Source organism: Fulvivirga sp. (assembly GCF_040218215.1).
In the GTDB taxonomy this organism is placed as follows: Bacteria; Bacteroidota; Bacteroidia; order Cytophagales; family Cyclobacteriaceae; genus Fulvivirga.
Genome location: NZ_JAVJQL010000015.1, coordinates 1 through 21291, shown reverse-complemented (window position 1 = coordinate 21291; position 21291 = coordinate 1). Strand labels below are relative to the sequence as shown.

At 37.9% G+C, this 21291-nt stretch carries 15 protein-coding genes; 11 read left to right on the top strand and 4 right to left on the bottom strand.

Annotated features, from left to right (window positions below; all coding sequences use genetic code 11):
• The first annotated feature begins 103 nt into the window (after nt 1-103).
• A complete protein-coding gene (locus tag RIB54_RS11530; protein WP_350101045.1) occupies nt 104-2083 on the top strand; it encodes a tetratricopeptide repeat-containing sensor histidine kinase in 1980 nt (659 codons plus the stop codon).
• Here the strand turns inward: RIB54_RS11530 and RIB54_RS11525 are convergent.
• Nucleotides 2080-3246 carry an AIR synthase related protein gene (locus RIB54_RS11525; RefSeq protein WP_350101044.1) on the bottom strand — a complete coding sequence of 389 codons (1167 nt, stop codon included), beginning with the start codon at nt 3244-3246 and terminating at the stop codon, nt 2080-2082. The genes RIB54_RS11530 and RIB54_RS11525 overlap by 4 nt on opposite strands.
• A 157-nt stretch (nt 3247-3403) precedes the next feature.
• On the opposite strand from RIB54_RS11525, the gene RIB54_RS11520 reads away from it, so the two are divergent.
• Complete coding sequence (locus tag RIB54_RS11520) at nt 3404-6928, top strand: SIR2 family protein (protein ID WP_350101043.1); 3525 nt, start codon at nt 3404-3406, stop codon at nt 6926-6928.
• 164 nt (nt 6929-7092) lie between these two features.
• Here the strand turns inward: RIB54_RS11520 and htpG are convergent, their stop codons facing one another.
• The 3 genes from htpG to RIB54_RS11505 all read right to left on the bottom strand — a co-directional run bounded on the left by htpG (nt 7093) and on the right by RIB54_RS11505 (nt 10169).
• Nucleotides 7093-8985 (bottom strand): molecular chaperone HtpG, encoded by a 1893-nt coding sequence (gene htpG / locus RIB54_RS11515; protein ID WP_350101042.1) that lies wholly within the window; start codon nt 8983-8985, stop codon nt 7093-7095.
• A gap of 206 nt (nt 8986-9191) precedes the next feature.
• Nucleotides 9192-9692, bottom strand: a complete 501-nt coding sequence (locus RIB54_RS11510) for a hypothetical protein (protein WP_350101041.1) — start codon at nt 9690-9692, stop codon at nt 9192-9194.
• Nucleotides 9693-10169 (bottom strand): DUF4293 domain-containing protein, encoded by a 477-nt coding sequence (locus RIB54_RS11505; protein ID WP_350101040.1) that lies wholly within the window; start codon nt 10167-10169, stop codon nt 9693-9695.
• 68 nt (nt 10170-10237) lie between these two features.
• Between RIB54_RS11505 and RIB54_RS11500 the strand changes: the two genes are divergently transcribed.
• From RIB54_RS11500 to RIB54_RS11460, 9 genes are all read left to right on the top strand, one after another.
• Entirely contained in the window at nt 10238-11437 is a 1200-nt protein-coding gene (locus tag RIB54_RS11500) for an acetyl-CoA C-acyltransferase (protein ID WP_350101039.1), read from the top strand.
• A 5-nt stretch (nt 11438-11442) separates the two neighbouring features.
• Complete coding sequence (locus RIB54_RS11495) at nt 11443-12129, top strand: HAD family hydrolase (RefSeq protein WP_350101038.1); 687 nt, start codon at nt 11443-11445, stop codon at nt 12127-12129.
• The gene (truA, locus tag RIB54_RS11490) at nt 12129-12881 is read left to right on the top strand and encodes a tRNA pseudouridine(38-40) synthase TruA (RefSeq protein ID WP_350101037.1); all 753 of its coding nucleotides are present in this window, start codon (nt 12129-12131) and stop codon (nt 12879-12881) included. The genes RIB54_RS11495 and truA overlap by 1 nt, the downstream gene beginning before the upstream one ends.
• A complete protein-coding gene (locus tag RIB54_RS11485; RefSeq protein ID WP_350101036.1) occupies nt 12881-13333 on the top strand; it encodes a hypothetical protein in 453 nt (150 codons plus the stop codon). The genes truA and RIB54_RS11485 overlap by 1 nt, the downstream gene beginning before the upstream one ends.
• A 4-nt stretch (nt 13334-13337) precedes the next feature.
• Complete coding sequence (locus RIB54_RS11480; RefSeq protein ID WP_350101035.1) at nt 13338-15110, top strand: ABC transporter ATP-binding protein; 1773 nt, start codon at nt 13338-13340, stop codon at nt 15108-15110.
• 112 nt (nt 15111-15222) lie between these two features.
• Nucleotides 15223-15909: a hypothetical protein gene (locus RIB54_RS11475; RefSeq protein ID WP_350101034.1), complete on the top strand. Its 687-nt coding sequence runs from the start codon at nt 15223-15225 to the stop codon at nt 15907-15909.
• Between the two features lie 3 nt (nt 15910-15912).
• Complete coding sequence (locus tag RIB54_RS11470) at nt 15913-16422, top strand: hypothetical protein (protein ID WP_350101033.1); 510 nt, start codon at nt 15913-15915, stop codon at nt 16420-16422.
• Nucleotides 16423-16750: 328 nt separating this feature from the next.
• Nucleotides 16751-20473: a PKD domain-containing protein gene (locus tag RIB54_RS11465; RefSeq protein ID WP_350101032.1), complete on the top strand. Its 3723-nt coding sequence runs from the start codon at nt 16751-16753 to the stop codon at nt 20471-20473.
• A gap of 101 nt (nt 20474-20574) precedes the next feature.
• Nucleotides 20575-21033, top strand: a complete 459-nt coding sequence (locus RIB54_RS11460; protein ID WP_350101031.1) for a nuclear transport factor 2 family protein — start codon at nt 20575-20577, stop codon at nt 21031-21033.
• Nucleotides 21034-21291: the final 258 nt, after the last annotated feature.

Genomic DNA, 21291 nt, shown 5'->3' with positions numbered 1-21291 from the left:
AAATCTTACCCTGTAAGCCACATATTAACCTTAATTTATATTTTCTGACCTAAAATTTCGCTATTTTCCACTCGTGATACGCAGTGGCAATAACATCCTGATTTTGAGCATAATACTCCTTTTTGCCAGCAAGGCAGCCGGGCAGAATATGCTGACTATAGACAGTTTGAAAACCATTGTGAATAATGCTGATGTTGAAGAAAAAGTGGCCATTTATAACCAGCTCGGTTGGCAGTACAGAAAACTTCATCCTGACAGCTCTATCTATTTCCTCAACAAGTCGAGGCTGCTGATAGATGAAAGTGGTAGCCTAAAGCTACTGCCTGAATGTTACAATTTTTTAGGGGTTGCCTATTTATACAAAGGCGACTATCTCTTTTCATATGATTATCATGAGCAGGCTAAAGAGTTGGCATTCCAACAAAGGGATAGCCTCCAGTACGCGCATGCACTCAACAGTTTGGGCCGTCTGTATGAAGGAACTGCTGCTTATGACAAAGCCATTGAATATTATGACGAAGCTTTAAGTTATTTTCAAAAATTGGATGATCCTGTAGGGTTAGCCTACATTTACTCAAGTCTGGCCACTTTTTATCAGAGTCAAAATAATTTTGCGCGCGCTGAAGAAATGTCTAAACAAGGACTGGAGCTAAGAATACAGGAAGAATTATGGGCTGGAGTGGCCTTTAGTTATTTGGAACTGGCCAAGATTTACAACAATTGGGGCAAACCAGATAAAGCTTTTACAACCTTGCAAGAGGCTCAAAAATATAGCCAGCAGGTAACAGCCAATATGGTATTAAGGGCTGAAGTAAATACTGAAATAGCTAGTCTTTACAGGCAGAAATCGGAATTTAACAAAGCCAAGGAGATGATGGATGAAGCTAAAAGTATAGCTGAGGGTATGAGCAATCAAAATCTGTTCATGAAGGTTTATCTGGAACTTGGAAGGTTAAATTATGATCTTAAGCAATATGATGCGGCCATTGGTTACAATAATAAAGTGGTGTTGGCTGCCGAAAAGTCTGCCTTTATGAAAGAGCTACGGGAAGGCTATCTGAACCTATCAAAAAACTATGAGCAGAAAGGCGATATAGCTACGGCATATGAAAATTTTAAAAAATACAATGAGATTGAAAAGCGATTCTTAAATACTGAAAAAGCCCGTTTAGCCCAGCAGCATGAGTCAAGAATAGCCTTGGAAACACGGGCCCGTGAAAATGAACTGCTACGCATAGAGCAGCAGAAAAATGAAGAGCTGATAGAAGAGCAAACCTTAAGAAATTATGCGCTTTTGGGTATTGCAGCTTTAATGTTTGGCCTTTTGGTAATGTTTATGATTTACTCATTCAGGCGCAAGAGGGCTAATATGCTATTGACCCAACAGAAAAATAAGCTTGCTGATATTAACCTGGAAAAAGATACTTTGATGAATATCCTCGCCCATGACTTAAAGGCTCCGTTCAATAGAATTTATGGACTGTGCGATTTGGCTAAAATTGACAAAGGACAGGAGGAGCAGTATATCAAAATGATGCAAGACATGAGCAGCTCTGGTCTGTCATTGATTAAAAATATTTTGGAAGTGAGTAAGTTGGAAACCGGGGAGGCACTTTCAAACATCAGTTCGGTCGATTTGAACCTGCTGTTTAGAACGAAAATCGAAAATTATACTGATGATGCCAAAGCCAAAAGCATCGCATTAAAAAGTGATCTGAATCTGGATAGTAATTTTGTGACCAATCAGCTATTTCTAGAGCGGATTATTGACAACCTGATTTCCAATGCCATCAAATATTCAAGCAAGGATTCGGAAGTGGAGGTAAAGGCCTTTAAAAATTCTAAAGCGTTAAATATAACAGTCAAAGATCATGGCCCTGGATTTACCGAGGAGGACAAGAAAAATCTTTATCAGAAGTTCAAACCACTTTCTGCAAAGCCCACTGCAGGTGAGGCCTCTAATGGCTTAGGCTTGTCTTTAGTTAAAACCCTTGTGGATAAACTTCACGGAACAATCTCACTTTCCAGTGAAGTAGGTAAAGGAAGTACTTTCAGCGTGGAGATTCCTGAGCTGCAAGCTTAGTTATAAACAAACTCCCCTTTTTCGCTTTTTACCGTCACCTGTGCTTTATCAGCACCTTCAACTCTACCAATAATTTTACCCCTGATATTGAAGGATGCTCCAATTGAAATCAAATCCTGCGCAATGTTTTCTGGCACGTATAATTCCAATCTGTGACCCATGTTAAACACCTTGTACATCTCTTTCCAATCGGTGCCGCTTTGCTCATGTATGGCCTGGAACAGTGGTGGTATTTCAAATAGGTTATCCTTGATCACATGTACATTATCCACAAAGTGAAGTACTTTGGTTTGGGCACCACCACTGCAGTGTACCGCCCCATGAATTTGACCTTTGTATTCTTTAAGAATGGCGGTCATAATAGGCCCGTAGGTTCTTGTTGGCGATAATACCAACTTGCCCATATCCAAAGGCACACCTTCTATTTGATCAGTCACTTTATAACCTCCTGTATAAACTAAGTCTGCAGGGACAGAAGGGTCATAAGTTTCAGGATATTTAGAAGCATAAGACTTATCAAAAACATCATGCCTGGCAGAGGTTAGGCCATTACTACCCATGCCGCCATTGTAAGCTGTCTCATAAGTAGCCTGACCGTATGACTCAAAGGCCACTATTACATCACCAGCCTGAATGTTTTTATTATCGATAACATCAGCCTTTTTCATTCTGGCAGTCACCGTGCTATCTACGACTATAGTTCTTACTAAATCACCTAAATCTGCCGTCTCACCACCAGTGCTGATAATGTTCATGCCATTATCACGTAGCATCTGTAGCACCTCCTCGGTACCTTCAATAATCTCAGCAATAACTTCACCCGGAATCAGATTTTTATTTCTTCCTATGGTTGAAGAAAGCAAAATATTATCCACCGCACCCACACAGATCAAATCATCTGTATTCATGATGATCGCATCCTGAGCGATACCTCTCCAAACAGAAATATCACGTGTTTCTTTCCAGTAGATATAGGCCAAAGATGACTTCGTGCCTGCCCCATCAGCATGCATCACCGTGCAGTAGTTAGGATCACCACCCAGGTGATCTTCTACGATCTTACAAAACGCTTTAGGATAAAGCCCTTTGTCAATGTTTTTGATGGCATTGTGAACATCTTCTTTGGAGGCAGAAACCCCTCTTTGTGCATAGCGATCGCTCATGAGCAGTACGAATTAAAAAGGAAACGCAAAAATAAGAAAAGTATGGAGAGTTTGGGTTTAATGCAATCACTTTGGTTTTTATGTTCTCACGGAGTAACCTATTTAGGTCAAAATTGATATATTGCAATAATTAATATTATAATTTATTGCTCAAAAAATGGATATACCCAGACAAATCGAATCGGCCATTAAGGAAAATAGTCTCGTTATTTTTGCAGGAGCAGGAATGTCCAAAAGGTTCCATTTTCCGGACTGGAAAACCTTTGTGAGGCAAATAATTGAAGATATTAAAAATAAGGACTATGAGAGTTTTTTACCTGTTTTAGAAAAAGGTATCATGTCTCCCATTGAAGTTCTGGATAAAATGGACAAATATCATAATGAGATTCATAGTCACATCAAATCCAATTTCAATGTTACGCCAGACAAGGATTTAAGCTTGCATAAAAAGTTTCTGACACTAAGCAATCAAATTGTTACAACGAATTTCGACAATGCTTTTGAGTCCGCGTCTGATAACAAAATATACCCCAGTAACTATAGCTCCTCTTTCAATATAAGTGAGATACTAAAAAAGAATGAGCCTTATATTTTAAAGCTACACGGAACGTTCAATGAGCCTGAAAACTGTGTTGTTTTTAGCAAAGATTATCAAAATCTTTATGCTAAAGAACAAGCAAGTATTCAAAAATTAAAATCGATTTTTACGGAGAAGACAATTCTCTTTGTTGGTTTCAGCTTTGGTGACCCAGATATAAATCTACTTTTTAACAACCTCGACACCTTATTTGACAATAATAATCGTCACTTCATTCTATCTACATCTCAAGAAAAAGACAAGGATTTTGAATTCCTTGAAAAGATAGAATTAAATAATTATGAAGATGATTTAGTTAGGTTCATTAATCAGTGTCTTGAAATCAAAAATAACGTTATTCCCAGTTCATCTGAGAATACGTTGAATCAAGATAATAACCGACTAACAAAAGCTGCATTTTTATACCCAGAACCTATTGATGTTAAGCTTGTACCGGAAATCAATAAAATTAAATCTTGTTTTGAATCTTTAGATATAGAACTTCTTACGGGTACTTTAAACCTTAAGACCTTAAATCTAGTTGACGACTTTGACTTACTAATTATTGTTTCTAAAACTTATAAGACCAAGATTTATGTTGAAGATGATTATTTGAAAAGCAACCTCGTATCACTTCAAGAAATTTGTGACAATGTCCCAAATTATTCCATCCCAATAATACTAATTACTGATGCCTGTGTTGACTTAATTCCTAATTATTCAATAGCCAATATAGGATCTTATAAAACTTCTGACATCAATAGGTTCGTTTACAAGGCAATGAAAAATAACAACTTAGATTTTTATAATGATTGCTTTAAACTGAATTTTAATGATACAGTTGCTATTTCGTGTCAAAAGGGATCCGCTATTACCAAAAGTCTATATGGTAACTCAAGAGAATTAGATATCGGTAAAAAATGTCTCCATAATGTTATAGGAAGAATTGAAGAACAATCCTATATCTCGATGAAGCTCTTGAACATTAGAAAGACTGATAAGTTTTTAAATATAAAGGCTTCTGGAGGTCTTGGTAAAACAACACTTGTCAAAAAGGTATCTTATGAATTATATAATAGAGGGTATTTTAAGAATGGAGTTACCTTTAATTCATGCGAATCTGTAACTACATTTGAAGATTTCGAGGAGATTCTTATTACAGGTTTTAAACTTACCAACATACTTAATTTCAAGGATTACTTAATAGACAATTTTAGCTATCAAAAGCTAGATTTACTCTTAATCCTAGACAATTTTGAAACTGTCAGAAATGTTTTGAACAATGATGATTTTATTAAAGTTATTGAACTACTTGAGTTTGCCTCTGATCATGCTAGCATTGTCATTACTTCTAGGGAGACTATAACACAAAGTGGTGGGTCTGAAGATTTATTCTCACTAACCCCTTTAACAACAGATGATGCCTTTGCACTTTTTGAGTCGCTATATGGTCAAATCAATGAGTCCGAAATAAAGATTTTAAGAACAGAAATTCTTGAGGATTTACTCAATAATAACCCCCTTGCAATTAAGTTGGTTACAACCTCCAGAACAACTTATTCTAATATCCGTCATTTAAAGAGTCAACTAGAGGTATCCTTTTTTGAGTCAACCAATGAAGATTATAATCTTGTTTATAAAGATGAAGCTGATTTAAATATTGAGCGTACTAAATCCTTATTTCAATCAATTAACTATTCATATATAACTCTAAAGGAAAAGGAAAAATTGGCATTTGAAATACTAAACTTACTACCAGATGGAATTAGTTTGTCCAATTTCAAAAAATGCTTTACTAAAAAAAGTGCATCAAATAATATCACTGATAGAGATCTCCGTACCCTAAGAGATAAGTCTTTACTTGAAGACTATAATGGTACACTTCAGTTACAGCCAATAATTAGAAGGTTTGCAGAGTACAAATTTTTAAAAAGGCCAACGGAGGTAATTGGTAAGTATTGTTTGGATGCGTATTCATTCAATTGCCATACACTTAAAATGTTGTATCTCATTGAAAAAAAGAAATCCCTTTCTGAAGCTTTAAGATATTATAATTTTCACAGAAACAATCTTCTAAATGTTCTCAACTATCTTCCTAAAATAGAAGTCAAAGAAAAGGGCAGAGTTCCGGAAAAAAAATACCTGCTTAATTTCATCTATGATATGGAAGATTACATTGTCAATGTGAAAACTATTAGTCAATTTCAAAAAAAAATAAGCAGTCTCATAAATTACTTTGAAGACGTAAAGAATGCCAATACACTGCTTAGTGTCATTAACTTAAACAAGACTTATTATTTTAAAGAATTCGATCGATCTTATAAGTTGCTTTCTGAGATTTATTCTATTGAAGATATAGAGAATAGGGAATTTGATGATGAAGATTATATCGTAAGACGTTACAAAGACATAATAGGAAATGTCCATAGTATGGAAGGGCATACATTAACGAGAATTAAGTCCTATATCAAAAATGATTTTACTTCTCACTTTCTGGATAATCACTTTTTCTACTTAGGCATTGTAGATAATATTTCAAGAAAGAAGGATGGGTTCTATTTCTTTGAATATGAACATATGTTTAATCGATTAGATAAAGAAAAACTAAAAGAGTACATAGCTTGCTTATATCAAGAAGAACATCTTGAAATTATGCAATGCACTTATACACTTTCAAAAGTTGAAAAAATTAATAGAAAGTCTATCCAAAAACTTGTAGTTACAAACCCTTATACACTAGGTTTAAAAGAGCTCATGTTAGCATTTATAGCCGATCAAGATGAGATCATACATAGGCATTTTAATGAAGCCATCAAGAATCTTTTTCATATAAAGTACTATTATCTTGAGGCTCTTTACTATTACTGCATTTTTTTGAAAAAAATTGGCTCCTCCTTATTCGATACAAAACGTTCTGAAGGTATTTCTCTTTGCAAAGAGTATAGGTATCAGTACCTTCATTTTCTATTTCATAACATTAGCCTAAATAAGAAACCAAAATATGCATTTAATTATGACTTTTATGATACTCCTGGTTTAGAACTTTTTGTTCAAAAACACAATTCAGAATGGGAAAAGTACTTTAGGGAGAATGAGGTTGCTTAGTTAACACCTTCGATTTTTTTGGGTGGTATTGAACGAATACAAGAATAGATCTTCATTTAAAGCAAAATTAGACATCATAAAAAAATCACCGAACAACTTCCGTCATTCGGTGATTTGATAATAGTCTCCCTTTGCAGGGAGTGCCGGAAATTCCGGATCTATAATTATTCAGCCGCCAGGCTTACACTGCGCTTGATGAAGTTGGTAAGATCAGCACCAGTCAGCATGTTTTGAGAAAGCATTGCTAAATCATAAGCCTGCTTAGCCAATTGTTCCTTCTTTTCTGCCTTCTTAGCTTTCAAAATCTTATCAATCACTGGGTGATTACCATTTACAGTCACTTCAAACTGGTCTGGCATATTGCCCATCATGGCATAAGCTCCGCCACCCATTTTGCTCATGTCTTTCATTCTACGCATAAACTCAGACATGGTAATAGTTACTGGCATTTCTTCCGGTGCTAAAGAATCAATGCTCACTTTCATGTTCGCATTGTTGATTGCGGTTTCGAAAATACCTTTCACTTTTTCTTCCTGCTCTTTAGTCAATACACTGTCCAGCTTCTCATCCTTGTCAATCAGTTTATTAATCGTATCAGCATCAACTCTTTTCAGCTGCGTGTTCTCCAATTTCTGCTCCAGGAAGTTCACATAGTGGCTATCCAAAGGACCATCCAGCAACAATACATCATAAGACTTGTTCTTGGCCGTCTGGATGTAAGTATCCTGAGTACCAGGGTGAGAAGTATATAAGTAAATTTTGTTTTTGTCCTTATCCGTCTGATTTGGAGCAACCGCCTCAGCATACTCATCTAATGTTGAGAACTTTTTGTCGACACTTTTGAAAAGTGCAAAGTCTTTGGCTTTCTCGTAGAACTTCTCTTCGCTCAACATGCCGTACTTTACAAATACACCAATATCATCCCACTTTTCTTCGTAAGCTTTTCTGTCCTTTTTGAACAGTTCGCTTAATTTATCGGCCACCTTTTTAGTAATATGTGCATTTATCTTTTTCACATTACTGTCAGACTGCAAGTAACTTCTCGATACGTTCAATGGAATATCCGGAGAGTCAATTACACCATGCAATAGCATCAAAAATTCAGGAACTACGTCTTTTACCTCATCAGTAATAAACACCTGACGTGAGTACAACTGAATTTTATTTTTCTGTACTTCAAAGTCATTCTTCACTTTAGGGAAGTACAAAATACCTGTCAAATTGAATGGGTAATCAACATTAAGGTGAATCCAGAACAATGGATCTTCAGTCATCGGATAAAGCTCCTTATAGAATTTAAGATAATCCTCATCAGTTAAATCTGCCGGGGATTTAGTCCACAAAGGCTCTGTTTCATTGATAAATCTGTCTTTCTTAACAGTCTTATATTTTGTCTTTCCATCCTTATCTTTTCCATCTTCTACAGACTCGTCTTTAGTGCCGAATCTGATCTGAACAGGTAAGAATTTGCAATATTTATCAAGGATGCTTTTTAATTTCCACTCATCTAAAAACTCTTCAGAGTCATCAGCTATATGAAGAATTACGGTTGTACCACGCTCTTCTTTTGTTGCTTTAGTGATTTCAAATTCTGTAGAACCATCACATACCCAACGGGCGGCTTCAGTTCCTTCCTGATATGATTTAGAAATGATCTCTACTTCCTTAGCTACCATAAAGGCAGAGTAGAAACCTAAACCGAACTTACCGATGATGTCTTTAACATCTTCTTTGTCTTTGAATTTCTCAACGAATTCAGTAGCCCCGGAAAATGCGATTTGATTAATATACTTCTTAATCTCCTCGGCAGTCATACCAATACCTCTATCCTGAATGGTAATGGTTTTTTTATCCTTATCGAAACTTACATCAATGGTTGTGTCCCCTACTTCCTGATTGATTTCTCCCAAAGAAGACAGTCTCTTAAGTTTTTGAGTAGCATCAACAGCATTAGAGACCAATTCCCTCAAGAATATTTCATGATCTGAATACAAAAACTTCTTGATGATAGGGAAAATGTTTTCGGTGTGTATCGAAATCGTACCTTTCTCTTCCATTATTTATAATCGTTTACGTGTTAGTTTAATCAGTAATTCGAAACACCCTTTTCAAATACTATTCCACGTCATATTTGGTGACAAAATGACAGCTTAAAGGAAATTGTGTGAATATTTACCTGACTTTTAATCCTGACATAACTTATAAAAACGAAGTTGTTCTTAAGTTATCGTCATGAGTCACAAAAATTCGTGACTCAATGGGATTATTGGACAGGCCTGGTGGCAGCCAAAACAGTTTTGTTTCTGTCAATAAGGTCAATGGCCTCATTGCCATACCTGTATAGGTCTATGGTTACGATATTGCCCTGCCATCTTATGGCTTCCTCCACACCTTGCTCTACAGCTTCAATGATGAGGAAATCACCATATTGATTTACAAGCTCATCTTTCATTCTATCAAAATCAGCCTGATTGAGCCTGTGAAAGTAGAAATCAACATATTCCAGCAAATCATTGCGATAGCCAAGATTGATGTCATAGATTTTATTGCCATAAAGCTCCTTTAAATCCTTGTCATCATACTTATAATACTTGACACCAAAAGAGATGGTAAGATCTAAAGTGAGCTTGCCGGGAAGGCTTTCAGGAGAGCTCCTGAATTCAAAATTGTGAAAAGAGGTGATTTTGTCAATATCTGCACTTTGCTGCGCCCAACTTTCTGAAAAAGCTATGAGCAGCAGCAATATGGAGATATATATTTTCATTTACCGAATCCTATCTACCGATTTTACGAGTTTATCGTCTTTGCGGATGAACCTGTTGGCCAGCATATTACACATCATGGCAGCAGCAGGAAGGAAAAGGCCTATTCCAAAATTACCGGAAGCACCTACTTCCTTCATTAATTCAGTTGAAAACCAGGCGCCACAACCTAAAGCACCTGCCATAAATAATGAGTTAAGTGCACCTAACCTCATTTGCATCAAGCGGTCTTTAAATTTGGTGATAGAGACAACTGCTATAATCGCAGAAATTAGAGCACAAATAGCCATTGAAGCATATGGAAAATACACAACAGCATTCGCTTCATCAGTCGCTTTAAAGTCGCTTAATTTCATGGCCATTAGTTGCTGAACTAATTCTCCATTTTCGGCCCTTAGTGTCCAGATTGGAAAAAATAAGGTGAGCAGCATGAACAGGGCTACGAGCATTAGAAATACGGTTTGAATCCTTTGTAACATATGGCTATTGGCTTAACTTGCAGCGCAAATGTAAATCAAACCGTTCGGTTTTAAAAAGCATTCCTACTATGAAAACAGCCTATATTGTTGATATTTTAAGAACCCCTGTCGGGAAATTCGGTGGAACATTGGCTTCTGTAAGGCCAGATGATATGGCCGCCTTTGTTATTAAGAAACTGATAGAGCGAAATCCATCTTTAGACACAAAACTTATTGAAGATGTGATTTTTGGAGCTGCCAACCAGGCTGGCGAAGACAATAGAAATGTAGCCAGAATGGCCGCTTTAATGGCGGGACTGCCGATTGAAACTGGCGGGGTAACTGTCAACAGGCTGTGTGCTTCAGGGCTTCAATCCATTATGGATGCCTCCAGAGCTTTAATGCTCGGTGAAGGTGATGCGTATATTGCTGGCGGTGTGGAAAGCATGACCCGTGCGCCTTTTGTTACCGCCAAGCAAGAGGCTGCTTTTGGTAGGGCAGTTGAAACTTATGATACTACTATTGGCTGGCGATTTATCAACCCTAAGCTTTCGGAACTATACTACCCATATGCTATGGGTGAGACCGCAGAAAATGTGGCGGACCAATGGAAGGTGAGCCGTGAGGCTCAGGATCAATTTGCCTTAAGCTCCCAACAGAAATATCAGGCTGCCCATGAAGCAGGAAAATTTGCCAATGAAATTGTGCCCTATAATATTCCTCAGCGCAAAGCTGATGACATTATCTTCGATAAAGATGAACATCCCAGACTATCAAGTTTGGAGAAACTGGCTTCGCTACAGCCGGCCTTTAAAAAAGGAGGCAGCGTAACCGCAGGCAATTCTTCAGGTATTAATGATGGCGCGGCTGCATGTCTTATTGTAAATGAAGAAACACTAAAGAAATATAATCTGACACCTATAGCAAGAGTAGCTTCAATGGCCATTGCCGGTGTTACTCCAGAGTGCATGGGTGTTGGGCCAATACCTGCTACACGAAAAGCACTAAAAAGGGCAGGATTAACTTATAACGACCTCGATATTATAGAACTTAATGAGGCCTTTGCTTCACAATCTATCGCCTGTATGAATGACTTGGGTTTTGATCCTGCAAAGGTCAATGTCAATGGCGGATCCATTGCCATTGGTCACCCGCTTGGGGCTAGTGGAACAAGAATAAGTGCTACCCTAATTCATGAAATGCAAAAAAGGCCAACCGCTAAATATGGCCTTGCTACCATGTGTATAGGTGTTGGACAAGGTGCTGCCATCATTTACGAAAAACTTTAATCCGTATGTCGATCAAGGTAGTGGCATTTGATGCTGACGATACTTTATGGGTAAATGAAAACTACTTTCGTGAAGCCGAAGGCGAGTTTGTAAAGCTAATGTCTATTTATGGCTCAGAAGAGGATACTATGAAGATTCTTTTCGAGATAGAAATGCAGAATCTGGGCATTTATGGTTTTGGTATTAAAGGTTTTATGCTGGCCATGACAGAGGCAGCAGGCAGAATATCCAAAGGAAAGGTAACTTCTACAGAAATCGACAAAATCCTGGACTTGGGTAAAGCAATGCTTAACAAGCCCGTGGAGTTGCTTGATAAAGTAGAGGAGATTTTAAAACAGGTTCAAAAAGACTATCGGGTGATACTGGCTACTAAAGGCGACCTACTGGACCAGCAGCGTAAGTTGGAGAAGTCTGGATTGGAAAAATATTTCCACCATATAGAAGTGATGAGCGATAAAAAAGTGAAGGATTACCAAAAGCTGATCAAGCATTTGGACATCCGGCCTGAAGAATTTTTGATGGTTGGGAACTCCTTAAAATCCGACATTTTACCTGTGATAGAAATTGGAGGAAAAGCCATTTATGTTCCTTACGAAATTACCTGGCAGCATGAGCAAGCGGCTCCCCAAGATCAGCATAATGGTAAGTATGTTGAGGTTGGGAAACTTCATGAGGTTTTAGAACATATTTGATGAGATACTTTTTTGAAATAGCATACAAAGGCACCAACTACCATGGCTGGCAAAGGCAAAAAAATGCCATGACCGTCCAGCAAATGGTTGAAGAAGCTTTTTCAAAGATCTTGAGAACTGAAATTACCATTTTAGGTAGCGGAAGAACAGATACCGGAGTGCATTGCGAGCAGCAATTCTTTCATATTGAAACCGAATCTGAGATTCAGGATACTGATCTTCTCCTGTTCAAAATCAACAATTACTTACCTGAGGACATTGCCATAAAAAATGCATCCCTTGTTATCGATAATGCTCATGCCCGGTTCAGTGCATTTTCAAGAAGTTATGAGTATCGGATCACCTTGGTGAAGGATGCTTTCAACGCTCCACTCAGATATTTCTTTAATAGACCACTGGATATCAAAACCATGAATGAAGCCGCTGCGTTATTAATCGGGAAACATGATTTTGAGTGCTTTAGTAGGGTAAAAACTGAGGTCAATAATTTTTACTGCGACATAACAGAAGCAAAATGGGTTTTAGAGGGCGACAATCTCACCTTTTATATTTCAGCAAATCGGTTTTTAAGAGGGATGGTTAGAGCTATTGTTGGAACTTTGCTGAAAGTAGGATTGGGAAAATTAACTGTGAGTCAAATACCAGAAATTATCGATTCTAAAGAACGGAAGAACGCAGGGGCTGCTGCTCCCGCACAGGGATTATTTCTGACCAAGGTTGAATATCCAAATACTATATTTGTAAATCACTAATGATAAATCTACTTATACTGACATATTCAATCTTCAACTCATGGAGTATTCAGCCCACCATTTCTGATAATGAAGGACTATATCTGCCATTGGGAGAAAAGACTTGCTATTATCAGGAGTTAAAATATAAAGACGAAGTGTATTGCATTCCTGAAGTGCCTTTGATTCCCGTGAAACACTTTAAAAAAATAGGTGCCTTAAGGTCTGCCGGACCAATGGACTTTTTTGATGTTGACATTGATAAGCAAGGGACTAAGAAATTATACCTACTTCAGGAAAATCTCAAGGGCCTTAGTCTGGCGTTTGTTATGAATGAAGAAATCATAGGAATGATTGAACTGGATGACAAAAACTCTTCCCATCAAATTCGCTTCTATTCTGTGGGGTTTGAAGCACCTCTCAAAGAAATTCATGATCACCTTGAAACTATATTGAAAAGTAAAAAAGACTAGCTGAGTGGAAAAAGAGAAAGTAACGAGCGGAAGTATTGTTGATTACCAAGTTTTAAAAAGGCTTTTCAAGTTTGTTCAGCCCTATAAAGGCCAATTTTATGGACTGGTGCTACTCACGATTTTACTCGGTATTTCTGCACCGCTAAGACCATACCTTATTCAGTACACCTTAGATAATGATGTGGCCAATGGCGACTATCCTGGTTTGGTTAATATGATCTACTTCTTGTGTGGATTGTTGGTAATTCAGGCGATTATACAATATTTACATACTTACCTATCAGGTTGGTTGGGCCAGTTTATCATTCGTGATATTCGAGTTAAACTTTACAGCCACTTGGTAAAACTCAGGTTGAAATTTTTTGATAAAACACCAATAGGGCAACTGGTAACCAGAACAATTTCAGACGTTGAAACTTTGGCAGATGTTTTTAGCGAAGGGCTCGCAGCTATGGTCGGTGATCTGCTGCAGCTCATATTCATTTTAGGCATTATGATCTATACCGATTGGCGACTGGCATTAATTAGTTTATCTACATTGCCCCTCCTTATTTTAAGTACTTATGTTTTCAAAGAAAAAATAAAAGTGGCCTTTAATGATGTGAGAAATGCCGTTTCTAATCTCAATACCTATGTTCAGGAGCATATTACTGGCATGAGTGTGGTACAGATTTTCGGTAGCGAAAAAAGAGAATACAAAAAATTTACCGATATCAATCGCGAGCACAGAAGGGCTAACTTGAAGTCGGTGCTTTACTATTCAGTCTATTTTCCTGTAGCTGAAATCATCAGTGCAGCCGGTATTGGATTGCTGGTTTGGTATGGCGCCAAGGGTGTTATCCACCAAGTAGATACTGGCATTACGCTCGGTATGCTCATTGCCTTTATTATGTATATCCAAATGTTCTTCCGTCCGATCAGAATGATTGCCGATAGGTTCAACACTTTGCAGCTAGGTATTGTAAGCTCTTCCAGAATTATGAAGCTTTTGGACAACAATGAGCACATTCCTAACAATGGAACCTTGGCTCCTGAAAAGATTGAAGGTGCTGTTTCATTTGATAAAGTCTGGTTCGCCTATAACGATGCTGACTATGTATTAAAAGATATTTCTTTAGATGTAAAACCCGGTGAGACCATTGCTTTAGTGGGTGCAACCGGAGCGGGAAAGTCTTCTATCATCAATCTGCTCAACCGATTTTACGAAATCAATAGAGGAACCATTAATGTAGACGGCAAAAGCATTCAGGATTATGACATCGATAATTTAAGAGGCAATATTGGTGTAGTCCTTCAGGATGTGTTCTTGTTTTCAGACACCATTATGCAAAACATCACTTTGGGCAATCCTAACATTACAGAAGAAGATGTGATGGAAGCTGCCAAGTTGGTTGGTGCTAAAAAATTCATAGAGCGACTTCCAGGAGGCTTAAATTATAATGTAATGGAACGTGGGTCAACACTTTCTGTCGGTCAGCGCCAGCTGATCTCTTTTGTTAGGGCCATGGTATACAACCCACGCATATTGGTACTGGATGAGGCTACCTCATCGGTAGATACAGAGACGGAAGAGATGATCCAGAAAGCCATTGACAAAATGATGTTCGGTAGAACATCGATTGTGATAGCCCACAGGTTGTCTACTATCCAGAAAGCCAACAAAATTATTGTGCTCGATAAAGGTGAGATTAAAGAGGAAGGAACACACGAAGAATTATTAGAACTTGGAGGATATTATACTCAACTGCATAAAATGCAGTACAAAGAAATTGTATAAATCCTTTAGCAATCAATTAACGACATTCGCGAATTAATTATATTGTGTCTAATTTAGCTTGCTGATGTCCAAAACGTTCCGCTATATTATTATTCTTTCACTGTGTCTCCTGATGACGGAGGTCGACCTATTCGGTCAGAGCAGAAATAAAAGACGTGCAACAGCGACATCCTCTCATAGAGGTCGTTTTAAACAGATTAATATTAGCAGGGCAAAAGCCAGGGTTGTTTGCCCGGTTTTTGAAGATAGTCAGTATCCATATCAGGGGATAGGTATCAAAGTTGGCGATCCATTTGCTGTTACTTATAAATTTTATGCCCATGATAATTTTGCCATAGCCATAGATGCAGGTAAAGCCGCCAGTGGTTTGTACAGTGGCTATCACAGAGATAATTTTCAAGATCTTATACAACCAGATACCCTTGGCTTCGACCAAGGTGTGGGTTATTTGGGTCATGTTGTAAAAAAAGAATGGATTTTGGAGGGCAAAGCCTTGTATCAGCGCGATGCTTCCAAAGTGTTGAAAGGACTGCAATGGTATGCTGGTGCAGGATGGCAGTGGCGGAATACCAAAATTCAATACGAATACCTCTTAGAAATTAGCTTTGATGAAAATGAGATCAATCTTTTAGATGAAAGTTATCTAACCATGGGGCCCGTTTTGGTGTTAGGTATTGAATACTCCTATTTCACAATCCCGGTGGCTGCTTTTATGGAAATAGAGTGGTATACTGATGTGGTGCAGGATCCGGGGTGGCAGCGTTTTCAGGGTGGTGTAGGACTAAGACTAGTTTTTTAATCAATGAACAATAAGATCAAATACGGTGTCGCGATACTTATCTCGGCTATCATTGTTATTGCAGTTTATTATGGACTAGGTGGTGCGGAGCCCCTCGTTTTTGAAAAAGAAACCAGGCCAATGCTCAAGGTTTATGGCAAGCCCTTTCAGGGCGAATATACTGACCCTACTATAGAAAAGCTATTTACCGAAGCCCGCGAGTTTGCCCTAGCCAATGAAGATGCCACATTAGCCATCATCAACTATAATATCTCTGATGAAGATTCAGTAAAGCAGTTTATAGGCTACATCTCCGACAAAGACTACGACAAAATGTTTGTGGAAATGAAGGAAGTCACATTTGTGAAAACCAAGATCAATGCCCATAATCTGGTAATGCCCCGCCCTGATAAAGTGCTGGAAGAAGCCACTGCCTTTGCAAAAGATAACGGATTAAAACTCGATGAACTTTCTATTGAGATATATCATAAGGAAAGTGATTTAGAGGTGTTATTTCCTTGTAAGGCGGAGTGAATAGCAATTAGCTCTTGATCTGATCACGTGTACTCTCTTCTTAAAACTTGTAGCCGCTTCTTTCTATAAAGATTCACTTTTTGTTTTCAAAATTGATTCTAACTCCTTGTAAATCTTAACATTAGAACAATTGATGGCCGTTATCAAAGTTTTTGAAACTCAAAAAACTATCACTTCAACTTGTTTTTATATTACAAAATGTGGTTTAAACTCCAATTTTTTAAATTGTTCTCTTTAAAATTGCAGTTCATTTAAAAGTTCAAAGTTGTCTAAATATACAGTTGGCTTGGCTAGCCTCATTTTCTGTTGTTGTGCAATCAATCTATGCTTGGGGCAAACAGCTGACTTCACATCTAACACTACAAATGGTTGTTTTCCTTTAGTAGTCCAGTTTTCAGATCTTTCTACCGGAAGTCCTTCTTCATGGCAATGGAGTTTCGGGAATGGCAATACCTCTACCATTCAAAATCCAAGTGCCATATACTCTTCGCCTGGTACTTATACTGTATCACTTACAGTAAATGGAGGTTCGACTGAAACCAAGGTAAATTATATTGTCGTTCACAATAACCCAACCGCTGAATTTTCAGCAGTTGAAACTTTAGGTTGTGCACCTGCCACAATGACTTTTGTGAATGAGTCCACTGCTGATGCCGGACAAATATTAAGCTATGAGTGGGTATTTGGTGACGGAAGTACAAGTACAGAAACCAGCCCTCAAAAAACATATGCTGATGACGGCACCTATTCTGTCACCCTTGTAGCAACAAATCAATTTGGCTGTGTTAGTACAAGTACTAAATCCAATTACATTGAGATAGAAAAATATTTTGCAGAATTCTCAACGAATACCGAAATATACTGTTCAACACCTGCTAAAGTCAATTTCACGAACAATTCTGTTGGTCCCGGTGACCTCACCTATTCATGGAGCTTTGGTGATGGAACTGCTTCTTCTGAAGCAAATCCCATTCATGAGTTTACAAACCCCGGAACATATAGTGTTAAGTTGACTGTGCTTAGTTCATCTTGCAATGAAGAAAGGAACTTCACGAAATCTCTACTTATAGGAACCAACACAACACCAGAATTTAACATTAGCCCACAAGATGCGTGTATAAACGAAGCTATTTCTTTTTCTACTAACAGCGGTCCCAACGTAAAATCTGTTACATGGGACTTTGGTGATAATACAACCTCTTCAAGCCTTACGCCAATACACTCATATAAAGTAAAAAACGATTATACCGTAACGCTAAAAACTGAATATCTAAATGGCTGTATTGTCAATCAAACAAAAACTGTAAGCGTCATAAATAAACCACTTGCCGGCTTTCAATTTATTCAGGAATGTGCTGAAGCAATGGCGTTTACGAACCTATCCGAAAATAGCAGTTCATGGCATTGGAGTTTTGGTGATGGCACATTTTCTGAAGAAAAAAATCCTACTCACACCTACGGCAGTCATGGCAGTTATCAGGTAACACTAACTGCTAAAAATAAGAACTGTGAAGTGTCTTTTAATCAATTCATAACTGTACAACAAGGCCTTGAAGCTGATTTTTCACCTACCGAGAGCATGTCATGTGAAACAGATGAAATACTTGGAGGCTGCATACCAAAGACAATAAATTTTATTGATCTAAGCCTCTTTAGTGAAGATATTGCTTCCTGGAGTTGGGACTTTGGCGATGGTGAAACAAGCTCATCTCAAAATCCATCGCATACTTACACAGTTCCGGGAGATTTTCCAGTCATTCTGTCTATTACAGACATTGCTGGTTGCCAAAGTATTAAAGAGCAACTTGTACAAGTAACTGACCAACAACCGATAGCTGACTTTATTGTTGACAAGGAAATAGCATGTGTTATGGAGGCTATTGTATTTACAGATAATTCTGAAGGTGAAGTAGACTTTTGGTGTTGGGATTTTGGTGATGGTCTAACTATGCAAACCACAAACAGCAATGTAGCCCATTCTTATACATCAGTTGGTGTCTTTACAGTTAAGCTGATAGCAAGTTTTAAAGGATGCAAAAGCCCTCAAGTAGTTAAAGAAGAATTAATAACCATTTTGGACCCCGCTCCTGAATTTGAAATTGAAAAAAACTGTGATGACCCCTACACAGTAATCTTTACCAACTCTACCGTTAATTCAGATTCCTTTTTCTGGGATTTTGGTGATACAACAACAAGTGATGTTGAATCTCCTGATGCCCATACCTATGCTGGCACAGGGCTTTATATAGTAAAACTGACTGCCTCCAATAATACTACTGGCTGTACTGTTACCACCGCACTACCTGTAAACATATATGATGTCTCAGCAGACTTTGAAACTGATAATTTAAAATTGTGTAAAAATGATGCCGCAACTTTTAGCAATCTGTCAGTAGATGGTGCATCATACCAATGGGATTTTGGAAATGGCACCGTATCTACCGCTATATCACCAAATCCAGTTATTTACACAACTCCAGGATTATATACTGTCACACTGAAAGTAACAGATAATGATGGATGCTCAGATACCAAAACAAGATCAGAATATATTTCTGTAGCTGATATTGAAGGTGATTTTATTAAAACCGCCAGAACAAATTTCTGTGATACATTGGAAGTGTCTTTTGACGATACCTCCGTTGCCTCGATAGATATTGAAAAATGGTTTTGGGAGTTCGGAGATGGCACCACTTCCGAACTTAGAAACCCTACAAAAAGGTACGCTGAAGAAGGCTCATACAAGGTTGATTTAACTATTACAAATGATGAAGGAGCTTGCAAGGTATCTAAAGAAAATTTTGTTGTATTTACTAAACCTCATGCTGGCATTGCCACTACTAAAAATGACTATTGCCTGGACGAACCCATAACATTGACCAATGTCTCAACTAACGCATTTAACATTAGGTGGGGGCTGCCTGACAACAAAACATCATTTGGCCAAGTGATGGCTACTTCGTTTGGCACAAAGGGGATGCATAATATATCATTAATTGCGACTGACTTTGAAGGTTGTGCTGATACTACAGATATCAATGTTGAAATTCATAAGCCCACAGCGGCTTTTTCCGCAGTACAAACCTCCGCTGAGTGCCCCCCGCTTATTACTACTTTTGTTGATGAATCTTCTGAATCTGCCATAAACTGGGTGTGGTCGTTGGATGCTGTAAAAAGATCTGTCGAGGAAAATCCTGTTTACACCTATACTGTTCCCGGTTCATATGATGTAGAATTAATTGTAACAGACAAATTTGGATGCCAGGACACTTCTTTTGTATCAGGATTTATAGAGCTTGGCGGCCCTTATGGTAGCTTTGATGTAAGCCGTATTGAAAGTTGTGTTGACAATATCATTGAATTTAAAGCCTCTGCCACAAATACCAAAAAGTACATTTGGGATTACGGTGACGGAATATTGCACGAGGATTCTCAACCAGAAACTTCTCACACCTATGTAAACAGTGGCACCTATTTTCCATCTTTAATTTTAGAAGATTCTCAAGGTTGCCAGTTTGGTGTAACTCAGAGCATTGAGATTGATATTTTTGATGTTGACTCATTAGTAATATCTTCAAGTGTTATTTATCCATTCACTGACGAAGAAATTCAGTTCGAGCATAACCCTATTGAAGGTGGCTCATACAGATGGGACATGGGAGACGGCACAATCATTGAAGCCTCAGAAACAACCCATAGTTATGATCAGCCCGGGATATATCAGGTGACATTACAATATCTCAACGATTTGAACTGCGATGTATTTGCTACTAAAGAAATATGGGTTCAATCCGATAATTTAGAAATCCCTAATGTTTTCACGCCTTCTCTGGTTGACAATAAAAATGATGTCTTTCAAATGCCAGGATTAGAATATGGGGATTGGAATTTGTCAATATTAAATAGGTGGGGCAAAGAAGTTTATAACATGGATAAATATGACGGACAGTGGACCGGAGAAAATGTTGCTGCTGGGGTATATTACTATTATCTGAGCAACGTCCATAGGCCTGAGAAAACATTCACAGGTTATGTACATGTTTTAAAATGAGTTAAGAACTCTAGCAATAGTCCTTTCTTTAACAACTCATTAACACTATTTAAAAGCCTGACCCTCTATATTTGACAGTACACATCAACACCAACTGTCAAATGAAATATCTGCTTTCCATACTACTTTTTAGTTTCCTTCAAATCCATTCTGTTAACGCTCAAGAAGCAACCCAGGAACATAAAGATTCTTTAAACAGGCTAGTCCAGGCGTATTATGACCTCAACCTGAAAATATTTCAGGCCAATTCTAAGGTTGAGGATATTGATAAGATATTCGAACTGTTTACTGATGATTTTACATATGTGCATCCAAAATATGGCGGAACCTATACCCGGGAAGACTTGTACAACGGCTACGTGCGCAATCAGAAAAATGGAGGTTATGATGGCAGTGTAGTTGATATAAAAATACTCAACAAGATCAGTGGCCTCAAAGCAGTGACCGTAGAAAAACGTTTTGTAACTAAAGAAAACGGCCAGCTCACAGAAAGTGAGCCTCAAATGACCCTGTTCGAATTTAAGGATGGAAAAATTTCAAGGATTTTTGAGTATTGGTGATTTAGAGGTAGTGTTTCTTTATTAAATATCCATAATAACTTTAAATAAGTATCTGAAAGCTATAGCTTGTAATAATTGCTCCTGATTTGTACCAAATACATATTTAGTCTGCCAATGGGTAGTGTAATCTAAACTCTGTCTGGTGATGTCCTAGCTCAATGATCAGCGCCCCACCAAAGGGCTAGCTGATCAAATCGAGCGGCAATCGTTCTCCAAATTTAATGGCTAATTGTTGTACTGTCAAACCCCAGTTGTGTA